Source organism: Mesorhizobium sp. M7A.F.Ca.AU.002.02.1.1 (genome assembly GCF_003998535.1).
Lineage (GTDB): Bacteria > Pseudomonadota > Alphaproteobacteria > Rhizobiales > Rhizobiaceae > Mesorhizobium > Mesorhizobium ciceri.
Genome location: NZ_RZPB01001511.1, coordinates 1 through 402 on the forward strand (window position 1 = coordinate 1; position 402 = coordinate 402).

The following is a 402-nucleotide window of genomic DNA, read 5'->3' on the forward strand; positions in this document are numbered from 1 at the left end:
AGCCGAAGCCATGCAGAACGGCATCCGCGTCAGCCAGTTCAATGTCGAGCGCATCCTGAAAGCCTTTCTGCCCGAGGCCATCCCCGAAACCTTTGCCGAGCTGAAGATCCCGCTGAAGGTGACGGCGACCGACTATTTCGGTCACAAGCTGGCCGTCTTCGAAGACGGCGACCTGCACTCCGCGCTGGCGGCGTCAGCGGCCATCCCTGCCGTGTTCCGTCCGGTGATGCGCGACGGCAGGCTGCTGATCGACGGCGGCATCTACAACCCCGTGCCGTTCGACCTGATCGAGAACGACGCCGACATCATCATCGGCGTCGACGTCGTCGGCGCGCCGGAAGAGGCCGACCGCAAACAGCCGACCTCCGTCGACCTGATGTTCGGCGCCACGCAATTGATGAT

The 402-nt window shown here is 63.7% G+C and carries 1 protein-coding gene; it reads left to right on the top strand.

Translation table 11 applies throughout. The features are described 5' to 3' along the window. On the top strand, positions 1 to 402 hold a 402-nt coding region (locus tag EN879_RS38650; protein ID WP_206521128.1), incomplete at both ends, for a patatin-like phospholipase family protein.